Below are 23,855 nucleotides of genomic sequence, written 5' to 3'. Positions count from 1 at the left end.
ATACCGGGACAACGCCTGTGCGCGCCGTGTCGTGAATCAGAGCATCGTGAATCAGAGCACCGTGAATCAGAATGCCGTGAGTCAGAGCACTTTCAACCGGCGCCAACGCAGGCGCCGCCACTGCGCATGCAACTCGCGTAACGATCCGATTTCGGCGTAGCGCAGTGCCAGATAGCAATCAATGAAGGCGCGCAGCTCGCCGCGCTCGGCCGGAAAGGCACGCTGCGCCCGGCGCAAAAAGTCCTGCGGGGTTTCGTGCGGCTCACGCCGGATACCGGCGCGGGCCAATTTGGCACAGAACGCGGCATAAACACGCGCCACCGGGTCCCGTATCGGCCGCGCCCGCAGAATGAACCAGGCACTGGCAAACATCAGGGTCAGCACACCAAACACCAGAATGCGGACCATGTCCGCCATCGACAATTTCGGCAAGCCGAGATTTTGCAGCCAATCCTGCTGCAGATCGGCATTGAATTGGCTGACGTTGGCTTCAAACCAGCGATTGGCTTCCTGCCACCATTGCGTCACCGCCCAACCACCCGCGTCAGCCACGGTATTGGCGACGCTGTCCCAACCTTCAAATGCCATCAGCGCATCGCGTTTGGCGATGCGCTGCAGATAGGACTCATCGATGCGCGCCGGCGATATCGCCGCCGTCGGATCGAGCCGGGTCCAGCCCTTGTCTTGTTGCCAGAATTCCAGCCAGGCATGAGCATCGAGATGGCGCACGGTCAGAAATTCGCCGTAAGGATTCCATTCCCCGCCCTGGTAACCGACCACGACCCGTGCCGGCACGCCACCGGCACGCAGCAGAAACGTCACCGCATTGGCGTAGTGTTCGCAGAAGCCGCGCTTCTTGTTGAACCAGAAGTCATCGACAATATCCTCGCTCAGTTCCGGCACTTGCAGCGTATACCAATAATTGTCGGTATGGATGGTGCGCAGCAACTGCTCAGTGAACTGAAGCGGATCGGGATGGCGCTGGCGCAGCTGCCGGGCATACTGCCGCGCCTGAGGATTGCCGCTGTCGGGCAAGGCAAGGTAGGGCTGCAATTGTTTTTCGGTTGCGTCGGCACCGAGCCGATACTTCAGCAACGACTCCACGCTGTAATCGACTCGCTGCCGGACAAAACTGTAGGTCAGCAAGGTGGCATTCCAGGCCCGACGTGTTTGCAGCGGCGAATCGACCGTCTGCGGAATGTCCAGCGCATAGAGCCAGCGCAAACGGGTCGGCTCCAGCGCCACTTTGTAGCGCTGCACCGGTCCCAGCGACTCTATTTTTTCGGGTGCCTGCGGCATGCCGACGGTCCAGGCCAAGCCATCAAAATCAGCGAGCACAGTGCCACGCCAATAGCGCTCATTCTCTGGTGGTGGCGGGCCGTCAAATTTGACCCGGAAAGCCAATTCATCGGACAGCACCAGTGACTGGACATCGCCGATGGTCATCGAGTCGGTAGGCCCGGTGACACCACTGCCGGGCAGGCGCCACAGCGGCGCGGAAAGCCGTGGAAAAAACAGATACAACAGCGCCACCAAAGGCAACGCCAGCAAAACAAAACGACCACTGTCTTTGGCCAGCACCAGCAAGCCACGCCACCCTTCGAGTCGATGCAGCACCAGCACCGCCGCCGTGTGCAATGGCAACAGCAAAAACAAATACAGCGCAACCGCCAGCGACTGGTAAAACAGCAGCCCGACAAAGCTCAGGAAAAATGTCAACGCACTGATCAGCATCGCATCGCGATAATTTTTCAGCTCCAGCAATTTGAAGCTGGCCATCAACACAATCAAGGACAACCCCGCGTCGCGGGTGAACAAACCCTTGTGTTGAAACACGACGCCAGCGCTGGCGGCGATTACCAGACTGAGCAGTAACCAACGCGGCAAGCGCTTGCCGACACCGAGTGCCGACAGCAACACCAACGCGCTGACCGCTCCAACCCAGGCCGGTGTTTTCAGCCACAGTGGCAGCAGCGCCGCACTGATCGCCAGCAGCAGCAGTGGTCGCACGCCCGGTCGGTCGAGTTCGAAGCGCTTCATCAGCGGGCCACCCGCATCGGTCGTGCCATGATCAAAACAACGCCAGGGCTTTCAGGCAGCGATGCAAATGCACGTCGCCTTGATCGGGAGGAAATTTTTCTGCACCGGCAGTGCCGGCGCCCAGTTCCAGACCATAACGCTGGCCTTTGCGCTCGGCCTCCAGCAACAGAAAGCACAGCCAGCTCAGCTGGGTCTCGCGATCAGCGGCCGGCAAATCCCGCAGCCGAAACCACCATTCATCGCCGCTCGGTGCAACAAACAAACGCAGATGCAGGCCGCGTTCACGCGCATAGGCTTTCCAGTCGACTTGCCGCAAGGAGTCGCCCTGGCGCCAACTGCGATGACCGGCGAAATCTTCGCTGCCACTGACCGGCTGTGCGTGTTTGCCGTCACCGTCGCCCTGCGGTTGCAAAGGCCACGGCGGCGCCAGCGGCGCCGGATACACCAGCGCCCGCGCGCTCAGCTTCGGCCAGCTCCAAACCCTCAACCAGCCAAACGGTGCCAGCGATTGCAGACAAAACCGCGGCATGTCCTGCCAGCCACGCTGCTGCGCCGGCACCAACAATTCGGCACAGACCGCGCCTTGCGGCGGCACATCCCAGGCTTCATCGGAGGTTGAAGTCAGGCCAACCGAAATGGCCGAGTGGGCGCGGCCATCCGGGTCATCCAGCCAAATCGGAAAGCGCAAGGTTTCGCCGGCAAAGGTCGGCGACGGATCGCCGGCGCGCAAGCGCACACCGAGTACATTGCGAAAACTCAGGAACTTTGCCAGCACGCCCAGCGAACCCAGCCAGAATGCCAACACCAAACCGAGATTGTTCTGGTAATTGGACGCGCCAACCAGAATCAGAAAACCAACGCAGATGAACAACCAGCCGCCGCGCGACGGAAAAATGAAAATCTCGCGATGACTGAGCCGCAGCTCCGGCGTCGCCAGCAAGCGTCGCTCGATCCACGACGCGAAGCGGCCTCGCCACCAGCGCGGAAACAGCGGCAGTGGCGAGCGGGCAACCGCATTGACCAGCGAGGAAACCATGGCCGCGCTCAGTGCTTACAAACCGATTGCATTACATCGGCACCGGCACGGATTTCAGCAATTCCAGCACGGCCCGCTCGCTGTGCTCCTCACGGGCATCGCGCAGCCAGAGCCGGTGCGCCGCGACCGGAACAAACACCGCTTGCACATCATCCGGCAGAACATGATCGCGACCATTGACGAAGGCATAGGCGCGGGCGGCCCGCAGCAGCGCCAAACCGGCGCGGGGACTCAGCCCGTGTAGGAACACGCTGCCGGTACGAGTTGCCGTCAGCAGCAATTGCACATAGTCGAGCAAGGTGTCGCTGACTTTGACCTGCTCGACAGCCTGTTGCCAGGCCATCAGCTGCGCGGCGGAAACCTGTGTTTTCAATGTCGTCAGCAACTGCTGCCGATCTTCACCGCGGAGCAACTCCCGCTCGGCCTTGATGTCGGGATAGCCGACCGCGAGCCGCATCAGAAAGCGATCGAGTTGCGACTCCGGCAACGGATAGGTGCCGATTTGATGCAACGGGTTTTGCGTCGCGATGACAAAAAACGGTTGCGGCAAGGCCCGGGTCGCACCTTCGACGGTGACCTGCTGTTCGGCCATCGCTTCCAGCAGCGCGCTCTGGGTTTTCGGCGTGGCCCGGTTGACTTCATCGGCCAGCAGCACTTGAGTGAATACCGGGCCCGGATGAAACTCGAACTTGTTGTCACCGCGATTGAATATGGAACTGCCGAGAATATCGGCTGGCAGCAAATCCGCCGTAAATTGAATACGCTGAAACTGCAAGCCGAGCACTCGCGCCAGCGCCTGCGCCAAGGTGGTTTTGCCCATCCCGGGCAAATCTTCCATCAGCAAATGGCCGCGACCGAGCAGACAGGTCAGCGCCAGCCGGATCACCTGCGGCTTGCCAACGATGATGCGATTGAGAAGGTTCAGAACAGCTTGCAGTTCGGCTTGGCTCACGTGGACAGTTCCATCACGATGATTCTGGAGAAATGGCGATTCTGTATTTCTGTACTTAAGTATTTCAGCTCTACCCGCAAACAGAGTGTCACAGTTCCGACAAGCGCGCTTTAAAACCCTGCGGATTGCAGTCGTCAGCTTTTCAAGCAAAACAGCAAATCGGCAACATTGCTGCCGGTTGGGCCAGTGAACAGCAAGCCGCCAAGACGTTGCCAGCAATCATAGCTGCTGGCGCCGGCGAGTGCTGCACTTGCCTCGGCCTGTTGCGCCGACGTGACCGGCCACCTGCCGCTTTCAAACAGTGCGCCCGCGGCATCGGACTGACCATCCACGCCATCGGTTGCCAGACTGAGCACCGCTATGTCCGGCAGTCCCGCCAACTCGACCGCCAAACTCAGGGCCAGATGCTGATTGCGACCACCACGGCCGGGCCGGTTCGGCAATTGCAGATGGCATTCACCGCCAAACAGATACAGACCGGGCGACCCGCACCGCAGCTGTGCGGCAATCTGCGCAGTCACGCTGGCACAGTCACCGGCAAAGTCTTGATTGACCACCACCGGATAACCACCTTGCATCGCCAGCTGTTGCAGTGCTTGCCGCACGCTGCGATTGCTGGCGATCACCTCCGTCTGCACGTGAGCTAGCGGGCCCGGGTTCACTGGCACAAGCGCGGGCGACTGGCGCTCCGAACAATGACGAGGCGCATGCTGTCGCAGCCATTGCGGCCACGGCGCCGGCAGCCATTCGGGGTTCACCGTCCGAGCTGCCGATACGATGAACGGTGCGGAACCGATGACCTGCAGATCATCATTCGGCACATCGGAGATGATCAGTTGGCGCACCGGCACGGCCGCCGGGCAACAACGCGCCAGACCACCGGCCTTGATCTGCGACAACGATTGCCGGACCGCATTGATCGCCTCGATCGGCAAATTGGCCGCCAACAAGGCCTGCTGCAGCGCCTGCACGTCGGCAAGACTGACCCCATCGACCAGCACGTCGCACAGCGCCGATGCGCCGCCCGACAACAACACCAACAAGGTTTCATCCGCCGCACTCTGCCTGACGAACTCCATTGCCGCCGCGCCGGCTGCGAGCGAATCGGCATTGGGCAGCGGATGGCCGCCGAGCTGCCACTGCGGTGACACAGCAGCGACCGCACGATCAGATTCGCTGGCAGGCGAGGGCGCAATCACGAGTGCTGCCCGCAGCTGGCTGCCAACGCTGCGTGCAGCACCACGCCACATCGCGGCGGCCGCTTTGCCCAGCGCCAACAGCCGAACCGGTCCGCTGATCGGCTGTTGCGTGAGCGTCAGCGTCACTGCCCGCTCGCCGTCAGCGTATTGCAGCGCCGCCGCGGCCAGTTGTTTCAGCAGCGGTGCGGACGGCACGCGAGCAGTCACACTGGCCACGTTCTTTTTGCTCTCCGTATTCAAAGATCCGATTTCAGATACTGGTTTTCAGATACTGGTTTTCCGAAACCGGTTTTCTGAGACTGGCTTTCTGAAACCGCTTTTCACAAACTGGTTATCAGAAACCGAACACCAGATTGATGGTGGTCAGCGTGTCGGTTTTCTCCCGGTCATCCGGCACTTCGCTGTTCTGCCGGATTGCGTAGGCAACCTTGATGGCAAAGCTGCTGTTCATGTCCACTTTCAGGCCGGTGACAAATTCGCTGAAGGTATTTTCATCGCCCGCTTCGACCAGCAGATCATTGGTCCATTTGCTGCTGGCAGTAAATTGCCAACCGTGCGCGACCCGCAACCGCATGATGGTTTCACTTTCTTTCTCGCCGGTATCGATCAGCTCACTGCGCCGTTGACCGGCACCGACTTCGGCCGACAGCTTGTGCAGTTCTTCATTCAGAAAGTGATAACCGTAACCGACTGCCAGCGTGGTCTGGTGGTCATAGCCGCTGAACTCGTCTTTTTCATAGCGGAACGAGCCAAAGGCATAGCTGCGTTCGGACACGGCGTAATTGCTTTGCCCAGTCACTTGATAGCGGTTGGCGGTTTCTTCGTCTTCGCCGGTGTCCGGATCTTCGGCGGTCGACTTCAACGCCGCCAAACCCAGTTCGTGACTCCAGGCACCACTGGCATAACCGAGTTTCAATTTGCCGGAAACGGTTTCGGTATCGGTGTTGCCGCGCGCCGCGACATAACCCAGCTCACCTTCGCCTTTCCAGGCCGGTGTCGCCTCAGTTGCATCCTCCGCCAGCACTGCAGCAGGTAGCAGCAGCGTTGTGGTCAAGGCCAGTCGGGCCACGATTGCATTGTTCATCCTGTTCTCCCTTTCTTGTCAATCGCTGTCGCCATGAGCTGGCGACGGTACCGTCAGCTATGGTAGCCGGCGCCAGCCAGCGATAACAGCTTGCAGGATCAGCGGACTCGCCTATTGTTAGGCAGGTCCTGATTTTTTATTACGAGTACACGGTATGCACTGGCTCACCGCGCTGGCGGTTGCGGGTTGGGCGGTTGCGGGTTGGGCAGCAACAGACAGCGCCAGCGCGCTGCCGAGTGCAGCAACTGTCAACGGCACCGCCACCCTCGACGCTACCCGACTCAACACCACGCCCCTCAACACCACGGCCCCTGATGCTGCGGTCACCGTGGTTGACAGCGGTGCCCGGCTGCTGACGCTGGGCTCCGATGATGGCCTGTCGCAATCCACGGTGCAGACCATCGCCCAGGATCGCTATGGCTTTATCTGGCTCGGTACCATCGATGGCCTGAATCGTTACGATGGTCACGCGCTGCGGATTTGGCGCCGCGGTGAACGCGGGCTCGCGCGCAGCAGCATCAACGCCTTGTGCACCGACAGTCAGGACGGACTCTGGGTTGGTTTGTTTGACGGTGGCGTGCATCGGCTCGCCGCCGACACCGGCCAGCTCGAACCGCTCCGTGCCGGTGATGGCAGCGACAATGGCCCGTTGCCGGGCCGCCTCAATGCCTGTCTGGGTGAGCCCTCCGGGCCCATCTGGTTTGCTACCGACACCGGTCTCAGCCGGTACCTGCCGGCGCAAAATCGTTTTCAACATTGGCCATTGGCCGCTGCCCAGCAAACCGACACCGGGCAACGACTGCTGGCGTTGCAGCAAGACCGCAATGGCGTGCTGTATGCACTCAGTGGCCAAGCCGTCTATCGCGTCGACAATGGCCTGCAAGCCGAAGCGGCACCGACCACGCTGGCCGGGCGGGCCGCCTTCAGCAGTTTTTTGCTCGATGGTGACGACGTGCTGATCGGCACCGACAATGGCGGTCTGTGGCGCTGGTCGCGTCGCGACAACAGCCTGACGGCGATCCCACTGCCGCGGTTCAACAATCCACTGTTCATTAGCGCCATTTTGCGCGACCACGCTGGCCGGCTCTGGCTCGGCACGTCCGAGCACGGTGTGCTGATGCAGGCAAAGCCCGGTGAGCGCTGGCAGCAGCTGCGTCAGCACGCCAGTCGCCATGACAGCCTGGCTGATGATCACGTTTTGAGTCTGTTCGAAAGCACGGACGGAGTGGTCTGGATCGGCACCTGGCTCGGCGGCGTCAGTCGCATTGATCCGAATCAGGCCAGCTTTCACGTTCTGCGCAGCGATCCGGCCCAGCCTGACAGCTTGCCGGTCAGCAGCGTGCGCAGCATTCTGGCCGAACCTGATGCCCTCTGGGTCGGCACTGACGGTGGCGGTCTGTCACTGTCACGCGACGACGGCGAACATTTTCAGCACTTTCAACATGCCCCGAACGACGCCAATTCACCGGTCAGCAATCACATCCGGGTCATCTTTCGCGACCGTGCGCAGCGGCTCTGGCTCGGTACTGACGGAGGTCTGGATCGATTGGATCGGGATCGCAGCGAGCAACGCAAATTCGTTCATGTCCGGATGCCGCCCGGCACCATCGACAGTGACAACCAGCAGCATATTCGCGCGCTCAGCGACGACGCCGAGGGCAATCTGTGGATCGGCACCTGGGGCGCCGGTCTGCTGCGCTACCAGCCTGCCAGTCAGCGCTTTGAAACCATTGCCGATGCCTGTGGAAACCGAGTCGTTGTGCTGCAGGCCGATCTGGACGACAGCCTGCTGATCGGCAGCGATGATGGCGGCCTGTGCCGGCGCAGCCGCGATGGCACCATCACGCGATTGCTGCCGGCCAATTTTTCGGTCTGGTCGCTGCATGTCGACGCCGACGCCATCTGGGTCGGCAGCTATGGTGACTCGATGCTGAAACTGCATCGCCGCAGCCAGCGCATTCACCGCTTCGATCAGCGCAATGGCCTCAGCAACGACAGCTTTTACGCCATTTTGCCGGACAACAACGGCCGGCTCTGGCTGAGCAGCAATGACGGCCTGTTCCGCTTTCATCCGGACAGCGAAAAAGCCGACGCCTATCCAGTTTCTGCCGGCCTGCAGGATCGCGAATTCAATTCCGGTGCCGGTGCCCGCCGCGCCGACGGCCGCTTGTATTTTGGTGGCATCAAAGGTCTGAACTGGTTTGAGCCGGATCAAGTCACGCTCAATGACGTCGCACCGCGAAGCACCATCAGCGATCTGCAAGTCATGCAGAAAGACTGGCCGGCTGCCGTGCATTCCTTGCAGCAATTGGTGCTGCCGGCCAACCAGAACATGCTGGCGCTGAGTTTTTCCGCTCAGCACTACAGCACGCCCAGCGGCAACAAATATCGCTACCGCCTGCGACCGCTGGAGTCGGACTGGAACGAGCTTGATGGCGGCCAGCATCAGGCCTATTACAGCCAACTGGCGCCGGGGCATTATCAATTTGAACTGCGCGCCGGCAGTGCTGCCGGCATCTGGGATAGCGCAGTGCGTACGCTCAACATCGAGATTCAGCCCACATTCTGGAACAGCACGCTGGCCCGCATCAGCTATACCCTGCTCGGCGGCGCGCTGCTGCTGTTGCTGCTGGCGCAGCGCCAGCGCATACGCAATCAGGAGCGCGCACTGCTGACCGGTCTGCAACAGCAGGTTGCCAGCCGCACCCGCGAACTGCAGGAAAAAAATGACGCGCTCGAAAAACTGAACAGCGAACTGCAGCACGCCAATAGTCGGCTCGACACCATGAGCCTGACCGACCCGATGACCGGTCTGGGCAATCGCAGGATGCTGTTCCGCTATCTGGAAAAGGATGCGCCGGCCATCCTGCGCCTGCATCAGGATGGCAAGCAGCAGAACCTGCCGATCAAGAAAGGGGATTTGCTGTTTTTCCTGATCGACATCGATCACTTCAAACGCATCAACGACAGCTTTGGTCACGATGCCGGTGACGAGGTGCTGCTTGCGGTCAAGGACCGCCTGCAGCACATTTGCCGCGAGCAGGATTATCTGGTGCGCTACGGCGGCGAAGAGTTCCTGCTGGTCAGCCGCTACAGCGATCGTGACAGCTCACCGCAGCTGGCCGAACGGATCCGCAGCGTGATTGGTGATCATCCGTTTTCACTCAGCAACGGTGCCCGGCTACCGGTCACCTGCTCGCTCGGTTACGCAGCGTTTCCGCTCAACCGGCAGGACGTTGCCGCCTACACCTGCGAACAGGTACTGCAAGTGGCTGACTGCCTGCTCTATGCCGCCAAACACAGCGGCCGCAATCAATGGGTCGGTGCCGTCAGCACCCAGGAGTCCCGCCCCGATTTGCTGCTGCACCGGCTGCGGGAAAATGGTGCCAGCGCCGTCGCAACCGGCGATGTTGAGCTGCAGTATTCCCAGCGCTCACTGCGCCGCCTGCGCTGGCGCGCCGATGACACCGAGTCACTGACTGAAATGTGAAGCTTAAAAAATGTGGACCCAAAAAAAAGCCGGGCAATGCCCGGCCTTTTTTTGCCACCATCAAACTCAGGAATAGAACGACGCGCCAGCGGCCGCCATTTGCAGCAAGCGTTCGCACGGCGCGAAACGCTCGCCATGTTGCCCCTGATAGTGCTTGAGCCGATCGACAATGGCGCTGGCACCGAAGCTGTCAACATAGCGGAACGGACCGCCAAGGTAAGGCGGGAAGCCGATGCCGAAAATGGCACCGATATCACCATCGCGGGCGCTGCGGATAATGCCTTCATCGAGACAGCGCACGGCTTCGTTGATCATCATCAACAGGCAGCGCTCGGCAATTTCCCGGCCGTCGAGCTGCGTGCTCGGCGTGACACCCAGCAAGGCGTAGACGCTGTCATCGACTGCTTTCTTGCCTTTGCTGCTGCCATCGTATTTGTAAAAGCCGCGCTGATTCTTTTTGCCGAGCCGGTTGTCTTCGATCAATTTCTTGAAGGCGGCCGGCGGATTCATCCGGTCACCGAAGGCCTCGGCCAGAATCGGCGCCACTTTGGTGCCAACATCGATACCAACTTCATCGAGCAGGTTGATCGGACCAATCGGGAAGCCCAGTTTCTTCAGCGCTTTGTCGACCTGGTCCACTGGCACGCCAGCAGCGACCAGATAGCCAGCTTCGTTCATGTACGGCGCCAGAATGCGGTTGACGTAAAAGCCCGCCTTGTCCTTGACCACGATGACGGTCTTGCCCTGCGCCCGACCAAACTCGACGCTGGTGGAGATCACCCAGTCGGCCGTTTGCTCGGTGGTGATGATCTCCAGCAGCGGCATTTTTTCCACCGGCGAGAAATAATGCAGGCCGATGATATTTTCCGGCCGCTGCGCGCCTTCGGCGATCTTGTGGATCGGAATCGACGAGGTGTTGGTGGCAAAAATGGTGTCCGGCCGGCAATGCGTCTCGATGTCCTTGACCATGCTTTGCTTGAGCTTCAGATCCTCAAACACCGCCTCGATCACCATGTCGGCATCATGAAAGCCGCGATAGTCGGTGCTGACCGTCAGCCGCGACAGCAACTTGCCGCCAGCGGCTTCGCTGACATGGCGCTTTTTGATCCGATCGCGAACGATGTCGTTGGCATACTTCAGGGCATGACCGGTGCCCTTGTCATCGCGGTCCTTGACCCGGGCCGCGACCTTGGCCTTGTCGATGCTGATGAATGCGATGCCGGCGCCCATCAGACCACCACCGAGCACACCCACTTTCTTGACCTCACGCGCGGGCGCATCGGCGAACTGATCTTTCTTCAACGCGGTGGTGGCAAAGAAAATATTCATCAACTGCCGGGCGACCGGCGTCACCACCAACTCACCGAATTTTTTCGCTTCGGTGGCAAAACCGTCACTGCCATAGGCCGCGGCGACGCAATCGATGATCTTGTCCGGCGACGGGTAATTGCCGTAGGTTTTGGCACCCGCGGCTTTCCGCGCTTGACTGAAAATAATGTTGCGACCAATCGGATTGCTTTCCAGCAGGACCCGCATCAACCCCGGCACGGACAATAGCGGCGCCGGCTTGCGGACGGTGCGCAGCATGCTGTCACGCTCCGGCCGCGACACCAGCTTCAGCGCCCGTTTGACGGCAGCGATTTCCAGATTGGCTTTCGGCACCACTTCATCGGCCAGGCCCATTTTCAGTGCCTGTTTCGCCCGCACCTGTTTGCCAGTCAGCATCATGTCGAGCGCATTGGCAATGCCAACCAGTTTCGGCAAGCGCTGGGTACCGCCACCACCGGGCAGCACGCCGAGTTGTACTTCCGGCAGACCGACAATGGTCTTGTTGTCATCGCTGAGCACCCGCTCGTGACAACAGAGCGCCAGTTCGAGACCGCCACCGAGTGCCGGACCGTGCACGGCCGCCACCAATGGCACGCCGAGCTTTTGCAGCTCGAACATGGCCTGATGACCTTCGCCGCTGAGTTTTTCCGCCTGCTCTGGCCGCTCAATGGTCTTCAGCATGTTGATGTCGGCGCCGACCACAAACGAATCGGCTTTGCCGGAGGTCAGCACTATGCCCTTGACCCGGGTCTCGCCACGCAGGGCGGTCAGAATGTCGTTGAACTCGGCGGTGAATTCCGCGCGCAAAGTGTTGGCTGTTTCGCCCGGCACATCCATGCACAAAATGGCGATGCCATCGCCACGCAGGGTCAGGGTAAAGCTGCTGGTTTGTTTCAGGATCATGTTGTTGTCGCTCTTGTAGGGTGGCTCAAGCGGCAGCGGAGCCACCGTCTCCATTCGGCGGTTCCGGTGCTCTGCACCTTGAACCGCCCTACGCCATTCGGTTTTTGATTAATCCGCTTCCAGCACCATTGCCACGCCCAGACCACCGGCGGCGCAGGCCGTGACCAGCGCCAGACCACCACCGCGGCGGCGCAGTTCGCGCAGGTTCTGGGTGATCATGCGGGCACCGGTCGCGGCAAACGGATGACCGTAGGCGATGGAGCTGCCGAGCACGTTGAACTTGTCCATGTCGATCTCGCCAATTTTGCTGGCGCGACCCAGTTTTTCATTGGCGAACTTGTCGGAGGCAAACATCTTGACGTTGCTGAGCGTTTGCGCGGCAAACGCTTCGTGCATTTCAATCAGGTTGATGTCTTTCAATGTGACGCCCGCTTTGTCCATGGCGCGCGGCGAGGCGTATGACGGCCCCATCAGCATGTCGATATCGGCTTCGATGGCGGCGTAGGCGTACGAGCGGATAAAACCGAGCGGTTCCAGACCGAGTTCCTTCGCCCGCGATTCCCGCATCAGCATCAGGCTGGCGGCGCCGTCGGTTAGCGGCGTCGCGTTGGCGGCAGTGACGGTGCCATGCGCTTTGTCAAAGGCCGGTTTCAGTTTGGCGTAATTTTCCAGCGTCGAATCGAAGCGGATATTGTTGTCGCGTCGGGCCGCGTCCTTGAACGGCGGCAACTGCACGGTCATCACTTCGTCATCGAGCTTGCCGTCATTCCAGGCTTTCGCGGCCAACATGTGCGAGCGGTGCGCCAGCGCATCCTGCTCGGCCCGACTGATACCGTGATCACGCGCCATTTGCTCGGCGTTGTCGCCCATCATCAGACCGGTCGAATATTCCCGCACCGACGGCGGCACCGGCGCCAAATCTTTCAGCGACAGCTTTTTCAGCAGGCTGAGCCGCTGGCCCAGCGTTTTGGCTTTTTGCAATTCCACCAAAATATTGGCGAAGCGGCGCGAGAACTGGATGGGCACCACCGACGAGGAATCGGCGCCGCCAGCAATGCCGATATCGATATCGCCGGCCAGAATCGCTTCGGTGACCGAGCTTGCGGCCTGAAAACTGGTGGCGCAGGCACGCGACACCGAGAACGCATCGGTGTGCACATCCATGCCGGTACCGAGCACAATCTCGCGGGCGATGTTCGGCGCCTCCGGCAGCACCAGCACCTGACCGAACACCACCCGATCAATCAACTTGGGATCGATGTCGGTACGGGCCAGCATTTCATTGACCACCAGCTTGCCCATGTCGATGGAGCTGACGCCCTTGAAATAGGTCAGCTGGCGCCCAAATGGGGTCCGCAGCCCGGCCACCACGGCCACGCGCTCGGCAAACTGCACCGGCCGGGCTTTGCGCCGAACCGGACTTTCCACTGGGGTATGAGTCATTTGCTGCTCCTGATGGGGCTCTTGTGGTCCGGCGGGACAACGGTGGCTGTGGCCGGGTGGTATTACTGGTCGGAGGATTGTAGCGATCCGCCGGTCGGTTTCAAACGGCCGTTTAATCATCAGCCAGAGTTGTAAGGGATATTTCGTTTCCCGGACAGGTCGAATCGGCCCGTTTACAATCGCGGCACTGCAAAACCGCATTTACAAACAACCAGTTGCAAACAAGAAGATAGCCGACCCATGAGCTTACGCGACCGCTTTGCCGCCCTTGAGGCCCAACTCAACCAACGAGTCATTGGCCAGCCCGACCTGAATCGCAAATTGCTGATTGCCCTGCTCGCCGATGGCCACCTGCTGGTCGAAGGCGCGCCGGGCCTGGCCAAGACCCGCGCCGTCAAGGCGCTGGCCGAGGCCATCGAGGCTGATTTCCACCGGGTCCAGTTCACCCCGGACCTGCTGCCGGCCGATCTGACCGGCACCGAAATCTACCGGCCGCAGGATGCCAGCTTCGTGTTCCAGCGCGGACCGCTGTTCCACCACCTGCTGCTCGCCGACGAGATCAACCGGGCGCCGGCCAAGGTGCAATCGGCACTGCTCGAAGCGATGGGCGAACGGCAAATTACCGTCGGCGGCGAAACCTATGCGCTGCCACGGCTCTTTCTGGTCATGGCCACGCAAAACCCGATCGAACAGGAAGGCACCTATCCGTTGCCGGAAGCGCAGCTCGATCGCTTTTTGTTGCACGTCAAAGTGTCGTATCCGGATGCCGACAGCGAGCTCGCCATTCTGCGACTCGCCCGTGGCGAAGCGCAGCAACATGCCCCTGTCGTCCACGAACAAATGAGTCAGCACGAGATTTTTGCCGCCCGCGATGACGTGTTGGCGCTGTATATGGCGCCCGAAGTCGAGCGCTACATTGTCGAGCTGGTGCTGGCCACCCGCAGCGCCGCCCGCTACAGCGCCGATTTGACCCGCTGGATTGCCTACGGCGCCAGCCCGCGCGCCACCATCGCGCTAGATCGCTGCGCTCGCGCGCAGGCGTGGTTGTCGGGCCGCGATTTTGTCAGCCCCGATGATGTTCAGCATGTGCTGGCCGATGTGTTGCGGCATCGCTTGCTGCTTTCTTATGAAGCGGAAGCGGAGAGCATTGATGCCGAGCATGTAATTGCGCGATTGGTGACGTTGGTGGCGGCACCGTGATCTTGGCGGCTGTTGGTTGTGGGAGCGGCTTTAGCCGCGATCGCAATTTGCTCCGTTGTAGAAGCGAGCTTGCTCGCGATTCCGCTTTTAGCCCCTCGCCCTTTGTGGGACAAAATCGCAGGGAGCGATTTTGGACAGCGCGGCTGCCCGAAGGGGACATGGCAGAGCGCCATGTCTCAATGGGGTTGGGGAGAGGGGGCTGTTTGTGCGCGAAATGAGTTGTTCGACTGCCACCATTGCCGGGTCTCGCCCCGGCGGGCGAGTGACTTTCTTTGACGCAAAGAAAGTCACCAAAGAAACATGCCCGATTCCTCGCCGCGCCAACAACGCGCGGTCCCCTGCGCGACTTCGCTCCTTCTGGGGCTTTTCTGACAGCACATCCCTGTGCAGTCAGAAAAGGCTTCGGCCTCCTGCCTCGCCCCTTCGCCCGCGCTACGGGCTGTTAACCCAGACTCCGCTACGTTGCTCGGCTCGTCAGACGGGCGATAACTGCACGCTACGCGCTTTATCGAGCATCCCCAAATTCATATGAGCACTCCAACCTCACCGATCCAAGGCGTCGAACTGACTCTCGCAGAGCTGCTGCAGCTGGAGCTGCGCACGCGTCACGCCACCACACCGCGTTACGTTGATTCGCCGGGCGGAACCCAGTACCGGACGCGGTTGAAAGGTCGAGGGATGGATTATGACGAGACCCGTAGTTATCAGCCGGGTGACGAGATTCGCCATATGGATTGGCGGGTGACGGCGCGTACTGGCAAGGCGCACACCAAGGTGTTTCGCGCCGAGCGCGAGCGGCCGGTGTTGTTGTTGCTGGATCAAAGCTTGCCGATGTTTTTTGGCAGCCGGCATGCGCTAAAGAGCGTGTTGGCAGCGCGCTTGTTTGCCCGGGCCTTGTGGCGGGCCTTGGGCAGTGGCGATCGGGTTGGCGCCCGGCTGTATTCGGAACACGGTGGCCAGCAATTCACGCCGTCGCATCGGCGCTCGTTGGCGGTGCATGTGCTGCATCAGCTGGTGCAGGCGCATCAGCAGCAATTGCGGTCGAACAAGCAAGGCGAGCTGGCGAGCGACGAATTGCTCAATCGGCAATGGCAGACGCTGCGGGCGCAGGCGCTGCACGGCTACCAGATTCAGGCCTTCGTCAATCTGGCCTCGTGCAGTGAAGCGCAGCAACCGGCGCTGTCGTGGCTGGCCCGGCACAATGAGCTGCGCATTTATCCTCTGTACGATCAACTGGAAGCCGAACTGCCGCCGCCCGGCCACTATCTCGGCACCGATGGCAGCGCACGTTTGCTGCTCGATACCAGTGACACATCGCTGCGCCAACAGTATCAACAACGCTTTGCCGCCATCGAAAGCCATCTGTTGCAGTTCTGCCGACAGCAAGGCGTGCTGTGCCTGCCCTTGTCAGCAAGTGACGGCCTGGCGCACGGCCTCAAACAATTTGAAGAGGCCGCGTGATGACGACTCCGGTACCACTGGTGTTGCCGCATGACGTGATCGAGCCGGCGCCGATTGGCTGGTGGCCGCTGGCGCCGGGCTGGTGGCTGTTGCTGGTCGTGACTATCGTCGCCGGCACGTTGCTGATCCGCTGGTTGCTGCGTCGCCATCGCGCACTGGCGCCGCTGCGGCAAGCACTGCAGGAACACGCGGAAGTCCAGCGGCAATGGCAACAACACCGCGATCACCGCGCCGCGACGGCCGCACTCTCGGCGCTGCTGAAGCGGACCGCGCGCTGGCGTTATCCCAACGACGACACCGCGGCATTGAGCGGCGCACAGTGGCAGGCATTTTTGCTGCGCACCGGCAACGGTGCATTCAACGACGCCAGCGTGGCTCTGCTTGGCCAGTTCTATCAAGCGCCGCAGCTCGACACCGACGCACCACCGTTCGAGCCCTGCTTGCGCTGGCTGCAGCAACAAAAACAGCAACAACCGCAACAACCGCAACAACCGCAACAACCGCAAAAAAGTCTAGCGACCGTGAAACAGGTGCCACATGCTTGAGTCCGGTTTTGATTTTGCCTTGCCCTGGCTGTTGCTGGCGCTGCCGTTGCCACTGCTGATCCGCGCCCGCCATCCGGCCTTGCAGGGCAGTGCGTTATGGCTGCCGTTTTTCTCGCGCTGGCAACAACTGGCCAACAGCGAACAGCCGACCCGCGATCCGCGCCGACGCTTGTTGCTGTGGCTGATCTGGCTGTTGCTGGTGCTGGCAGCAGCACAGCCGCGCTGGGTCGGCGAACCGATCAGCCAGCCACGCAGCGGGCGTGATTTAATGCTGGTCATCGATGTTTCCGGCAGCATGGAAGCCACCGATTTGCCGCTCAACGGTGCGCCAGCAAGTCGGCTGGATGTGTTGAAACAAGTGGTCGGCGAATTCATTGAACGGCGCACCGGTGACCGGCTCGGACTGGTGCTGTTTGGTGAACGCGCGTATCTGCAGGCGCCGCTTAGTTTTGATCGGAAAACCGTCCGGCAATTTCTCAGCGAATCCGAGATCGGTTTGGCCGGCGCCCAACGCACCGCCATCGGTGACGGCATGGCGATGGCGCTCAAGCATTTGCATGACAGTCCGGCAAAACGGCGCGCGATGATCCTGGTGACGGATGGTGCCAACAACGCAGGCTCGCTGACGCCGGAACAAGCAACGACCTTGGCAAAAGACGAGACCGTGACCGTTTACACCATCGGCGTTGGCGCCGATGAAATGGTGGTCAACGACTGGCCGTTTGGCAAACGGCGGGTCAATCCCTCCGCCGAACTGGATGAAGACGCCTTGAAAGCCATCGCCAGTGCGACCGGTGGCGAATACTTCCGCGCCCGCGATCAAGACGCCTTGGCGCAAATTTATCAGCTGCTGGATCAACTGGAACCGGCGGCAAGCGATGCCGATGCGGTGCGGCCCCAAACAGCCTTGTTTTACTGGCCCTTGCTGCTGGCATTTGCCTTGGCGCTATGGCGCTGGCTGGTGTTGCTGTGGCCGCCACGGCGCGCCGCGACATGAGCAGATTCTTATGAACCTAATCCAATGAACCGATTCCCATGAAACGATTCTCATGAACCAAGGGTACCGAGTGCAGTGATGAACTGGCTTTCGCTCACAGATTTTGTCTGGCTGCGGCCGTGGTGGCTGTTGGCCTTGCTGCCGCTGCCAGTGGTGATCTGGCTGCTGCTGCGTCGGCAGGCCGGCGCTGGTCGTTGGCAGGACATTATCGACTCGCATTTGCTGCGCGTGTTGCTGCAGCAAGGTCGTGATGGCAAACCGTCGCGGGCGCCGCTGATCGGCATTGCGCTGGCGTGGTTGCTGAGCACGCTGGCACTGGCCGGGCCGAGTTTTCGCAGTCAGGACGCACCGCTGTTTCAGCGCGACAACGCCCGGGTGTACGTGCTTGATTTGTCGCCATCAATGAATGCCGATGATGTCAAACCGAGCCGATTGGCGCGCGCCAAACTGAAATTGCTCGATGCCCTGAACAGCCAGCGTGATGGCGAACAAGCCTTGATCGTTTACGCCGGCAGCGCCCATGTGCTGACGCCGCTCGCGACCAATGCCCGGACACTGGCGAGCCAGGTGCCGGTGCTTGGCACCGGTCTGCTGCCGGTCAGCGGCAACCGGCCGGAATTGGCGCTGCAACGTGCGGTGCAATTGCTGCACGACGCCGGCCATGACAGTGGCGAAATTCTCTGGCTGACCGATGGCATCGAAGCCGATCAGGTTGATCGCGTTGTCGAGGTGCTGCGCGATCAGCACATGCAACTGGGCGTGCTTGCCGTTGGCACTGCGGAAGGTGCGCCGGTGCGTACCAGTGCCGGCAACCTGTTGACCGATCGCGACGGCAAGGTGGTGCTGGCGGCGCTGGATCTGGCGCCGCTGCAAACGGTGGTCAACCGCGTCAACGGCAAACTGACGACACTGCAAGCCGACGACAGCGACTGGCAGGCCCTGCAGTTTGATCGCAATGATTTTGCCGGCGCCACCCGCCGCGTCGACGGCGCGCTGAGCCTGCGCGAAGACGCCGGTGCCTGGCTGGTGTTGCCGCTATTGTTGATCGTGCTGTTGGCGTTTCGCCGTGGCAGCCTGTTGCCGGTTTGTCTGCTGGCCATGCTGACCGCCAGCCCGCGCAGCGAAGCTGGCTGGTGGCCAGACAATATTTGGAAAAACTTGTGGCAAACCGCTGATCAGCAAGCTGCCGCACAGCTGGCTCGTGGCGATGCCAAAGCCGCCGCCGCGACGTTCAAGAATCCTGACTGGCGAGCGCTGGCGCACTATCGCGAAGGCGATTTCACTCAGGCAGCCGAAGGCTTCAATGGCAGCGACGCCAACGGCCAATACAATCGCGGCAATGCGCTCGCCAAAGCCGGCAAGCTCGATGACGCTATCGCGTCCTACGACGCCGCCCTGAAACAGAAACCTGACTTTACTGCGGCCAAGGAAAACCGCGAGGCCGTCGAGAAGCTGCGCCAGCAGCAAAAGCAGCAACAATCCGGGCAGCAACAGTCGGATCAAAAGTCGGATAAACAGCAGTCCGAACAACAACAGTCACAGCAACAGTCACAACAGCAATCCGGTCAGCAGCAATCTGATCAACAACAGAACGGCCAGTCCAAACCGGGCGACGACGGTAAGCAAAGCGACTCGCCAGCCGATCAGAGCCAAACCGGTCAGCAAAACGGCACTAAAGACAACGAGCAAAGCAACTCGCAGGACGGCGACAGCAAGGCGCAGCAAGAACAGGCAAAAGAGAGTCTGTCAAAGCAAGAGCAGTCGAAACAGGAACAGGCAAAGGCCGCTCAAGCAAAGGACGGCAAGACCGCTGACGACAAAGCCAAACAGGCGCAAGCGCTCGCCGAAAGCGACGATCAGGCGCCACCGGCCAACCAGCGGCCGATGCCGATTCAGCTGAAGCAATTGCCGGAGGATCCGGGCGGCCTGTTACGCCGGAAAATGAAATTGGAATACCTGCGTCGCGGTCAGGAGACGCAGCAGCAAGATCAGGAGCAGCGATGGTAGTGTCCCGTCCCATTCGAGCCTTCGTGCTCGTTGCGCTGTTGACCACGGCATGGTCCCGTGCGGCCGTTGCCGAACTCAGCATGAGCCTCGACCGCAATCCGGTTCGGGTCAACGAAACCTTTACGCTTGATGTCAAAAGCGATGACGCCGATGCCGACGAGCCGCGACTGGATTTGCCCGATGGCGTGCAGATGATCCGGCGCAACACCATCAGCTCGCGCTCGATCATCAATGGCCGCATCGAGGCCAGCCGAACCTGGCGCTACAACCTGGTGGCGCGGCAGCCGGGCGAATTTGTTTTTCCGGCCCTGCGCATCGGACAGGACAAGGCCGATCCGATTTCCGTGACTGTGCTGGCCGCCGACAGCAAAGCCGCCGCCACCGGCAATCAGCCGCTGTTGTTGAAAGCCAGCGTCGATCAGAAATCGGTGCTGCCGCAGCAGCAAATCATTTTGACCGTGCAATTGCTGCGCAATGTGCCGGTGCGTTTTGCCCAGATGTCGGACCCGAAACCAGCCAATGCGCTGGTGCAAAAACTGGGCGAAGACAGCGAATACGAAACCACCGTCAACGGCGTCAGCTACATGGTGATCGAACGTCGTTACGCGCTGTTCCCGCAGCAGGCGGGCGAACTGGTCATTGATCCCATCCGGTTTCAGGGCGACGTCAGTGCCGAACGGCAACTGTCACTGTTTGGCGCGTTCAACGAAACCCAGCCGGTCAGTTTGCAAACCCAGCAGATCACAATCGACGTGCGCACACCAACCGCCGCCGATGCCGGACTGCCGGCACAGCAAGTGGAGTTGACCGACACGATCAGTGACGGCCCGTATCGCGCCGGCGAACCGCTGACCTGGACCGTCACCGTGACCGCCGATGGCGTGCTGCCGGCACAATTGCCGGAGCTGCTGCCCGGAACTGGCACTGGCACCGACAAATCCTGGAGGGTGTACCCGGATCAGCCGCAGGACAACGTGCAAGTGATCGCCAGCGGCGTGCGCACGGTGCGCACGCAAAAATTTGCCCTGGTGCCAACCCAACCCGGCAGCCAGGACACGCCGACGCTGACACTGCCGTGGTGGCGGCTCAGCGATGGCAGCGCGCAGCAAGCGACGTTGCCTGCACATCACATCAGCGTAGCCGCCAACGCCAATGGCAATTCCAGTAGCGCGACGGTCAACGCAACTGCCGCACGAACCAAACCGGTTCCGCCCAGCGTGGCCACACCGGCAGTCAATCAGCCGGAACCGGTGGCCAGCGCCGCCATCGTCAGCGATAACACGGCACGCTGGTGGCCGTGGTTGACCGCACTGTTTGCGCTGTTGTGGCTGCTGACGGCGGCGCTGTGGTGGTTTTCCCGTCGACGAAATTCAAGCGTTGCGGCGGCGGCGCCGTCTACCCCTCCGCAACACGATGCCAGCACGGCAAAAGCCTTGGTCGACGCCTGCAAACGCCACGATGCGCACGCCGCCCGCGACCACCTGTTGCAGTTGACCGGCAGCAGCAGCCTCAGCGCATTGGCCGAGTTGCATGAAGGTGCCGCTGCCGCTGCTATTCACGCGCTCAACCACGCGCTGTACGGGCCGCCGCCCCAGCGCTGGCAAGGCGACAGCTTGGCGACGCTGGTACCGCAACTGCTGCGCCCCAGCAGCAAAACCCGCAAGAACACAGCCGCCGCGTTGCCGCCGCTGTACCCGGCGGCCTGAGCCGCCGCCGCTGCAACCGCCGCAACCGCAACCGGGCGTCACGCGACCAGCGCTTCAATTTGACGGGAGTTTCGGTCGGTCCGCATCGGCGCCACCAGCGCCTTTTGCGAACGGGCCGGCTGCGGTGTTGCCGCGCACATATCGGCCGACCGAATCGGCCTGCTAAAATGACCGCCGATTCGCTATTCCGTCGCGCCATGCCATCGGGAGACAGCAGCAAACCCGAGCCGCGACCACCTTCCCAGCCAGGACTTTCACCATGCCCGTCAAACACCTTCACGCCGTGATCAGCGGCGGCGCCAGCGGCCTCGGCTTTGCCGTCGCGCAATCGATCATCGCTCGCGGTGGCAAAGCCGCCCTGCTCGACATCAATGCCGAACAAGGCGCGCAAGCCGTCGCCAAATTGGGCGGCAATGCCCAATTCTTTGCCTGCGACATCAGCAATGCCGAACAAGTCGACGCCGCCGTCGATGCCGCCGCGCAAGCGTTCGGTTCGATCACCGTTGCCGTCAGCTGCGCCGGCATCCTCGGCAATGGCCGCGTGCTCGGCAAGAAAGGTCCGATGGAAGCCGCGTTCTTCCAGAAAGTGATCAACATCAATTTGATTGGCGCGTTCCTGCTGACCAAGGCAGCCGCCCGCCATATGCAAAACAACACCGTCAGCGATGACGAAGATCGCGGCGTGATCATCCACACCGCCTCCATTGCCGCCTTCGAAGGCCAGCTCGGTCAGGCCGCTTACAGTGCTTCGAAAGCCGGCGTAGTTGGCATGCTGCTGCCACTGGCGCGGGAATTTGCTGCACTGAAAATTCGCGTCATGGCGATCGCGCCCGGCATGTTCGACACCCAAATGCTCGGCAATGTCACCGACGAGATTCGCGCCCAGTTGGCCGCATCAGTGCCCTACCCGCCGCGCTTCGGCAAACCGGATGAGTTTTCCTCGTTGGTGAATCACATTATTGATAATGGGATGTTTAATGGCACGGTGCTGCGATTGGATGGGGCGGCGCGGTTGCAGTGACGTAAATAAAAAGGGCGCCGATGGCGCCCTTTTTTCGCTATGCAAGACCATGGCAGACTAACAGCCACTTCCCTGCCTCGACAATTCAACCCATTTATTGCCGTCGAGCTCGTAAAGCAACGTGCCGCTCGACTCCAATCCATAAATTAAATCCAATAAATATTTTTTCCCTTGCCAGACAAAGCCGGCGCTCAGAATTTTATCTGCACCAGGCCGATTTCCATCCCCGCATTTGCCATACCAGGATTTCATTTCCAGCATCGATGCCATTCCGTTTGAAGCTTGCAAGCCAAAGCCCTGAAACGTGGTAGGGGCTTGGTCGCACAATTCAGCCGCCCGGCAAAAGGCATTCTCATCGCAAACCTCCGGGAGTGCATCCTTATAGGTCTTTACGACCTCGAAAGAAAATACTGTGGTGCCATCTGGGAACGTCAGAGAGCGTCCCAACCAAGAATGAACAGGCCGCGCGCGTAAAATTTCGAGGCTGGCCGGTATCCTCTCCTGCTCCCTCCCCGACCAACTGTCCACCGCATTTACAGACCAGCGTTTCAATTGCCACGCTTCCTCCTCGGTAAAGGCATTGCGGAACATCAGCCGCACCTTTTCCGGTAGATCACTCTCCGTAATCGTTTGTGCCACCGCCGTGGGAATGGGTTGGTTGCTCGCCCAGCCGCCCATTTTACGAACAAGTGTATCCGGTGCGGGCACCGCATCAAGGACCCAACCGGGGCTGCACGACCGCACAATTTGTGCGGCACCTGTCGCAAGCAGCTCCGCCGTGTTGGGTACTCCTTGGTTTGCCGGAAGAAATGGATACCAGTTGCTAATCAAGCTAGCTTCGCGCTTGAACACCGCCTGCGACAACACATCCAAACTGATGCGAAGACTCTGGTCAAACGTTATCCACGTACGCGGAAACAGCGGCAAGTCTGCGGTTGTTGAAGGAATATCTGCGTCCCGTTTATCGCCGTAGTCTTTTCGGCTCAATGGAACTTCTAGCGCAAGCCAGCTCTTGCCATCCAACAAAAAACGAGGGCTTATTATTTTCGTCGGGTAGTTACCTGCCGAGTCAGGATCAAAGCTGACTTGCGCCAGAACCAATGGCACGTCTTTAGCCTGAACACCACCATTGACCTCAGCATGCGCAAGGAATGTCGGCAGCAGAAAAGAGACCAACCCAGACAACCTGCCAAGCCAAGTGACTATCCTCATGAATCAAACCATCCTTAGTTAATTTGTACTGATAGTGAATTAGCAGGCATTGAACAATGCGAATTATTAGATAGAGATTAAAAGGGTAAAGCAGGGCTGTCACATTATGCCACTCAATGACGTGCTGCTGAAAAATTGATTGCCGGTGTGAGATCCAACGCCATCAGAATACGCAACTCAATCAAGTGGCAAACGCAATCTCGTAATTCCCCCCACCCCAGCCCGCCCAG

General features: G+C 60.5%; 16 protein-coding genes. 8 read left to right on the top strand and 8 right to left on the bottom strand.

Annotation, left to right across the window (positions count from 1 at the left end; all coding sequences use genetic code 11):
- Nucleotides 1-81: 81 nt before the first annotated feature.
- From HPT27_RS16740 to HPT27_RS16720, 5 genes are all read right to left on the bottom strand, one after another.
- Nucleotides 82-2,040 carry a transglutaminase TgpA family protein gene (locus HPT27_RS16740; RefSeq protein WP_172245909.1) on the bottom strand — a complete coding sequence of 653 codons (1,959 nt, stop codon included), beginning with the start codon at nucleotides 2,038-2,040 and terminating at the stop codon, nucleotides 82-84.
- Between the two features lie 31 nt (nucleotides 2,041-2,071).
- The gene (locus HPT27_RS16735) at nucleotides 2,072-3,076 is read right to left on the bottom strand and encodes a DUF58 domain-containing protein (RefSeq protein ID WP_172245907.1); all 1,005 of its coding nucleotides are present in this window, start codon (nucleotides 3,074-3,076) and stop codon (nucleotides 2,072-2,074) included.
- Nucleotides 3,077-3,107: 31 nt separating this feature from the next.
- Complete coding sequence (locus tag HPT27_RS16730) at nucleotides 3,108-4,028, bottom strand: AAA family ATPase (protein ID WP_172245905.1); 921 nt, start codon at nucleotides 4,026-4,028, stop codon at nucleotides 3,108-3,110.
- A gap of 134 nt (nucleotides 4,029-4,162) precedes the next feature.
- Nucleotides 4,163-5,443 carry a DUF4147 domain-containing protein gene (locus HPT27_RS16725; protein ID WP_172245903.1) on the bottom strand — a complete coding sequence of 427 codons (1,281 nt, stop codon included), beginning with the start codon at nucleotides 5,441-5,443 and terminating at the stop codon, nucleotides 4,163-4,165.
- A 118-nt stretch (nucleotides 5,444-5,561) separates the two neighbouring features.
- Nucleotides 5,562-6,311, bottom strand: a complete 750-nt coding sequence (locus HPT27_RS16720) for a DUF481 domain-containing protein (protein ID WP_172245901.1) — start codon at nucleotides 6,309-6,311, stop codon at nucleotides 5,562-5,564.
- A 154-nt stretch (nucleotides 6,312-6,465) separates the two neighbouring features.
- Between HPT27_RS16720 and HPT27_RS16715 the strand changes: the two genes are divergently transcribed.
- Nucleotides 6,466-9,801, top strand: coding sequence for a diguanylate cyclase (locus HPT27_RS16715; RefSeq protein WP_172245899.1), 3,336 nt, complete (start codon nucleotides 6,466-6,468; stop codon nucleotides 9,799-9,801).
- A 66-nt stretch (nucleotides 9,802-9,867) separates the two neighbouring features.
- On the opposite strand, the gene fadJ is transcribed toward HPT27_RS16715, so the two are convergent.
- Both fadJ and fadI read right to left on the bottom strand, forming a co-directional pair.
- On the bottom strand, nucleotides 9,868-12,087 hold the full coding sequence (gene fadJ / locus HPT27_RS16710; protein ID WP_211198084.1) for a fatty acid oxidation complex subunit alpha FadJ: 2,220 nt from the start codon (nucleotides 12,085-12,087) through the stop codon (nucleotides 9,868-9,870).
- A 54-nt stretch (nucleotides 12,088-12,141) separates the two neighbouring features.
- Nucleotides 12,142-13,368: an acetyl-CoA C-acyltransferase FadI gene (gene fadI / locus HPT27_RS16705; RefSeq protein ID WP_407951156.1), complete on the bottom strand. Its 1,227-nt coding sequence runs from the start codon at nucleotides 13,366-13,368 to the stop codon at nucleotides 12,142-12,144.
- Nucleotides 13,369-13,716: 348 nt separating this feature from the next.
- Between fadI and HPT27_RS16700 the strand changes: the two genes are divergently transcribed.
- The 7 genes from HPT27_RS16700 to HPT27_RS16670 all read left to right on the top strand — a co-directional run bounded on the left by HPT27_RS16700 (nucleotide 13,717) and on the right by HPT27_RS16670 (nucleotide 22,413).
- Nucleotides 13,717-14,676, top strand: coding sequence for an AAA family ATPase (locus HPT27_RS16700; RefSeq protein WP_172245895.1), 960 nt, complete (start codon nucleotides 13,717-13,719; stop codon nucleotides 14,674-14,676).
- 528 nt (nucleotides 14,677-15,204) lie between these two features.
- Nucleotides 15,205-16,137, top strand: coding sequence for a DUF58 domain-containing protein (locus HPT27_RS16695; protein ID WP_172245893.1), 933 nt, complete (start codon nucleotides 15,205-15,207; stop codon nucleotides 16,135-16,137).
- Nucleotides 16,137-16,682 carry a DUF4381 domain-containing protein gene (locus tag HPT27_RS16690; RefSeq protein WP_172245891.1) on the top strand — a complete coding sequence of 182 codons (546 nt, stop codon included), beginning with the start codon at nucleotides 16,137-16,139 and terminating at the stop codon, nucleotides 16,680-16,682. The genes HPT27_RS16695 and HPT27_RS16690 overlap by 1 nt, the downstream gene beginning before the upstream one ends.
- Nucleotides 16,675-17,679, top strand: a complete 1,005-nt coding sequence (locus HPT27_RS16685; RefSeq protein ID WP_172245889.1) for a vWA domain-containing protein — start codon at nucleotides 16,675-16,677, stop codon at nucleotides 17,677-17,679. The genes HPT27_RS16690 and HPT27_RS16685 overlap by 8 nt, the downstream gene beginning before the upstream one ends.
- Before the next feature lie 78 nt (nucleotides 17,680-17,757).
- Nucleotides 17,758-19,686, top strand: a complete 1,929-nt coding sequence (locus HPT27_RS16680) for a VWA domain-containing protein (RefSeq protein WP_172245887.1) — start codon at nucleotides 17,758-17,760, stop codon at nucleotides 19,684-19,686.
- Entirely contained in the window at nucleotides 19,686-21,392 is a 1,707-nt protein-coding gene (locus tag HPT27_RS16675; protein WP_172245885.1) for a BatD family protein, read from the top strand. Before HPT27_RS16680 ends, HPT27_RS16675 begins: the two co-directional genes overlap by 1 nt.
- A gap of 259 nt (nucleotides 21,393-21,651) precedes the next feature.
- Entirely contained in the window at nucleotides 21,652-22,413 is a 762-nt protein-coding gene (locus HPT27_RS16670; protein ID WP_172245883.1) for an SDR family NAD(P)-dependent oxidoreductase, read from the top strand.
- Nucleotides 22,414-22,470: 57 nt separating this feature from the next.
- Here HPT27_RS16670 and HPT27_RS16665 read toward each other — a convergent pair whose 3' ends face one another.
- Nucleotides 22,471-23,625: a hypothetical protein gene (locus HPT27_RS16665; RefSeq protein ID WP_172245881.1), complete on the bottom strand. Its 1,155-nt coding sequence runs from the start codon at nucleotides 23,623-23,625 to the stop codon at nucleotides 22,471-22,473.
- Nucleotides 23,626-23,855: the final 230 nt, after the last annotated feature.

Origin of the sequence: Permianibacter fluminis (genome assembly GCF_013179735.1) — a bacterium.
Lineage (GTDB): Bacteria > Pseudomonadota > Gammaproteobacteria > Enterobacterales > Permianibacteraceae > Permianibacter > Permianibacter fluminis.
Note: the sequence above shows the minus strand (reverse complement) of the source record. Positions and strands in the feature narration are given on the sequence as shown.

Bases quoted from the DNA above. Each gene is read 5' to 3' on its own strand.
- HPT27_RS16695 (WP_172245893.1), top strand. From the start codon at position 15,205: ATGAGCACTCCAACCTCACCGATCCAAGGCGTCGAACTGACTCTCGCA.
- HPT27_RS16735 (WP_172245907.1), bottom strand. From the start codon at position 3,076: ATGGTTTCCTCGCTGGTCAATGCGGTTGCCCGCTCGCCACTGCCGCTG.
- HPT27_RS16680 (WP_172245887.1), top strand. From the start codon at position 17,758: ATGAACTGGCTTTCGCTCACAGATTTTGTCTGGCTGCGGCCGTGGTGG.
- HPT27_RS16690 (WP_172245891.1), top strand. From the start codon at position 16,137: ATGACGACTCCGGTACCACTGGTGTTGCCGCATGACGTGATCGAGCCG.
- HPT27_RS16700 (WP_172245895.1), top strand. From the start codon at position 13,717: ATGAGCTTACGCGACCGCTTTGCCGCCCTTGAGGCCCAACTCAACCAA.
- HPT27_RS16685 (WP_172245889.1), top strand. From the start codon at position 16,675: ATGCTTGAGTCCGGTTTTGATTTTGCCTTGCCCTGGCTGTTGCTGGCG.
- fadJ (WP_211198084.1), bottom strand. From the start codon at position 12,087: ATGGAGACGGTGGCTCCGCTGCCGCTTGAGCCACCCTACAAGAGCGAC.
- HPT27_RS16665 (WP_172245881.1), bottom strand. From the start codon at position 23,625: ATGAGGATAGTCACTTGGCTTGGCAGGTTGTCTGGGTTGGTCTCTTTT.
- HPT27_RS16715 (WP_172245899.1), top strand. From the start codon at position 6,466: ATGCACTGGCTCACCGCGCTGGCGGTTGCGGGTTGGGCGGTTGCGGGT.
- HPT27_RS16720 (WP_172245901.1), bottom strand. From the start codon at position 6,311: ATGAACAATGCAATCGTGGCCCGACTGGCCTTGACCACAACGCTGCTG.
- HPT27_RS16670 (WP_172245883.1), top strand. From the start codon at position 21,652: ATGCCCGTCAAACACCTTCACGCCGTGATCAGCGGCGGCGCCAGCGGC.
- HPT27_RS16740 (WP_172245909.1), bottom strand. From the start codon at position 2,040: ATGAAGCGCTTCGAACTCGACCGACCGGGCGTGCGACCACTGCTGCTG.